The sequence below is a fragment of the Bacillus sp. C30 genome, from assembly GCF_040838255.1.
GTDB classification, from domain to species: domain Bacteria; phylum Bacillota; class Bacilli; order Bacillales; family Bacillaceae_G; genus Bacillus_A; species Bacillus_A mycoides.
In genome coordinates, this window is sequence record NZ_JBFPJH010000329.1 from 1 (window position 1) to 3,501 (window position 3,501).

General features: G+C 34.6%; 3 protein-coding genes. 1 reads left to right on the plus strand and 2 read right to left on the minus strand.

Annotation, left to right across the window (positions count from 1 at the left end; translation table 11 throughout):
• Nucleotides 1-1,182: aspartate aminotransferase family protein (locus tag AB3X49_RS19565; protein ID WP_367964171.1), on the minus strand; the 1,182-nt coding region annotated here is incomplete at its 3' end.
• A gap of 271 nt (nucleotides 1,183-1,453) precedes the next feature.
• Here AB3X49_RS19565 and AB3X49_RS19570 point away from each other — a divergent pair.
• Nucleotides 1,454-2,833, plus strand: a complete 1,380-nt coding sequence (locus AB3X49_RS19570; RefSeq protein ID WP_367964173.1) for a catalase — start codon at nucleotides 1,454-1,456, stop codon at nucleotides 2,831-2,833.
• Between the two features lie 124 nt (nucleotides 2,834-2,957).
• Here AB3X49_RS19570 and AB3X49_RS19575 read toward each other — a convergent pair whose 3' ends face one another.
• Nucleotides 2,958-3,479 carry a hypothetical protein gene (locus tag AB3X49_RS19575; protein WP_367964175.1) on the minus strand — a complete coding sequence of 174 codons (522 nt, stop codon included), beginning with the start codon at nucleotides 3,477-3,479 and terminating at the stop codon, nucleotides 2,958-2,960.
• Nucleotides 3,480-3,501: the final 22 nt, after the last annotated feature.

Genomic DNA, 3,501 nt, shown 5'->3' on the forward strand with positions numbered 1-3,501 from the left:
GGAGATAAACTCATAAATAAATGCATCAATCTCTTCTTTTGTAATTATATATGGAGGAAGTAAACGGATGATGTTCCCTTGTGTAACGTCAACTAACATCCCTTTCTCCATTAGCTCTACCTGTAATTTCTTTACATTTGTATTCGTATCATTCAAACTAATTCCAAACATCATTCCAGCATGACGTACTTCCTGAATATAATAAGAATTTTCATTCTGAATTTCTCGCAATTTATCATTTAAATATAGTGACATTTCATAAGCTTCTTGCATTAAACCATCGTCAATCAATGTATTTAAAACCGTTAACCCTAAAGCTGTTCCCATTGAAGAATGAGCAAACGTTGTACCATGATCTCCTGGTGAAAATACATCACATAGCTTTTCACCTACAATGATTCCCCCTAGCGGTATCCCGCCTCCTGCTCCTTTACCAATTTGAATAATATCCGGTGTAATATTGAAATTTTGATAAGCAAATAGTTTACCAGTTCTCCCCATACCACTTTGAACTTCATCAACGATAAGAATGACATTATATTTATCACATAAGTTTTGAACACCATGTAAATATTCACCCGATAAAGGGTATATCCCCCCGCTACCTAATACAGGCTCTAGCATAATCGCAATTGGATTTTCTTTAACAATTGTTTCTTCTAATTGCTCTATATTCTCGCGCTCTACTTCATATACAGGAATCGATGTTTTAGGGAAATTTTGATATACACTTTCTTGTCTCGTAAAATGAAGTGCCCCTAACGTACGCCCGTGGAAGCTATTCTTCAGCACTACGATTCCTTCACGTTCCTCATGCGTATTCGCTCTATATTTATCAATTAATTTCAACGTTGTTTCTGTCGCTTCCGTACCAGAGTTTGTAAAAAAGACTTTTCCATTTTTTAAAGAGCAATCAACTAATTTCTTTGCATACTCAATCGCAACTGGGTTTAAAAAATGAAATGGGAGATGCAGAGATTTCGTAACTTGTTCCATTGTCGTTTGCACGATTTTCGGGTGATTATACCCTAATACGTTCACTCCGACACCAGAAAATAAATCTACATACTCTTTACCATCCACATCATAAAGCTTGCACCCTTCTCCTCTTTCTATTGCAACCTTCGTACGACAATACGTAGGCATCATATATTCTTTATCTAATTGAAACCAATCCGACATTTTAAATTCCTCCTAGTTATTTTCCCTGTTTATTTATGTTCATTCTCTATAAAGTCATGTATAAATTCATTTTTAAGATTGTAATTTTAATAGTAATTTTCTTCCCGATATTCATTTTTCCATAATTTCTTCTATTTCAACAGGTCCACTACATACACGTTTTTTTCATCTAGCGGTCTGTTACTATTTTGAACTTTGCGTGTCATACATAATCAAGGCTATAAAATCATATTTAGTAACAATGGAAAAAAAAGATTTGGAGGCTATATCGATGGATGAAAACTATGATAAACAGGGACAATCTTTACTAGGGAAAGGCTTTAATGAAAATGGAGAACGTAATGAACAAGCTATACTTCACTCTCAAACAGTTGGTTCACGTGGACCTATTTTAAAGCAAGATAATGTACTGCACGAGGCGTTACAAGAATTTATTCACGAAAAAATTTTAGAAAGACCTGTTCATGCAAAAGGATTTGGTGCATTCGGTTATTTTCAAACGATATATCCGATGTCTGAACATACAAAACTAAGCTTTTTACAAAATTCTAATGAGAAAATTCCTGTTATGGTTCGATTTTCATTAGCTGTTAGTACGAAAGGAACACCTGATACTTCTAGAAATGTACGAGGTTTTGCTACAAAATTTTATACAAAAGAAGGCGTATTTGATCTTTTATGTAATCACCTTCCTGTCTTTTCTGTTCGTGATCCGATGCGTTTCCCTGAAACTATTAATGCGTTATTGCCTTCACCTAAAAATAACTTAATAGACCCTGATAGATTTTGGGATTTTGTTGCTAGAGCACCCGAATCCATTCATTTTGTTGTCCGTTTATACTCTGATGCTGGTACGGCAAAAAGTCTTCGCCACATCCCAGGACATAGTGTAAATACATATGTTTGGAGAAATGCTCAAGGTTATCGAAAGTATGTAAAGTATCATTGGTATCCATTTGAAGGTGTACAATTCATTACTAGTGAGGAAGCAAATAAACTGGCCGCCGAAAATCCTGATTATAGCGGGAAAGATTTATACGATGCAATTGAGGCTGGTAAAGCAGTGGAATATGGTTTATATGTCCAGCTCATGGATCCTAAAGATGAAACACACCTTTCTTATGACCCTTTAGATGATACAAAAGTATGGGATGAAAAGGAGTATCCTCTTATACCAGTAGGCAAAATGGTATTAAATAAAAATCCTGAAAACTATAAAGAACAAGTAGAAAAAGTCGCTTTCTCCCCTTCTAATTTACTAGACGGTGCAGAACTATCAGATGATAAAATGCTACAAGGTCGTGCTAACATTTATAGTGATTCTCAAAGAAGAAGAATTGGACCTGAATTTCGTAAAATAGCGATCAACCAACAGCAAGATTGGACACCTGCTAATCAAGCAACTAGCGGTGACGGAAGGTACGTTGAAGGAAAACTCGAAAGGACGTCTATAACGAAACAGGACGACTTTAGGCAGGCTGGTGATTTTTATGCGAAGTTACAACCGATAGAAAAAGAACATCTTGCTGAAAATTTAGCTAGTGATTTGAAAGTTATATCTGAGGATATAAGAAAGGTAGTTTTAGGGTATGTTCATGAAGTGTCAGCTGATTTGGCAAAGAGGATTGAGAGTGGGATGCAAAGGCTTTAATAATAAAAAAAACGTCATTTTCAATGATGAAAATGACGTTTTTTTATGGCGAACTTACTAGTGATTTCTATCGACCAATTTACATTTATTTACGAAAACTTTCCCATTCAAGATTTTCGTTACATCATTTTATATTATGGTATTCATTTCTCTTTTTCAGATAATCTTTTTCACATTGTAATGGTCTGTATTCCACGATTTTCCCTTGCTTCTTTTTCGTTTCGGTAACAATCCATTCCCCTTTTTCAAGGTTTAGGCGTTTCATTACATTAGTATCGTCTATTTCTTTATAAAGTAAAAATGCTTCTTGCGCCTTCACAAATAATCTAGCCTCTCCCCTATATCCACCACTATCATAAACTTTAGTTAGCGAATTATAATAAGAATCATTTTCCCTTCCGCCATACATCAAATGCGCAGCCTCTAGGTCTCTTTTACTAATTTCCCAAAAACTATTTTCATCAATCTTTAAATCAAATGTAGATATAATGTCATTCATAATGTTTTTCACATACTTTTCATCACGAATTTTACTTTCTTCCAGACAATCTGAAGATAACCTTGGTGCATTTGACTGAGAATGTACCACATGCTGTATAGATACGCACAAAATAAATACACTTAAAACATACAATAGTTTTTTCATATTTAAGTATCACCTCAAATGA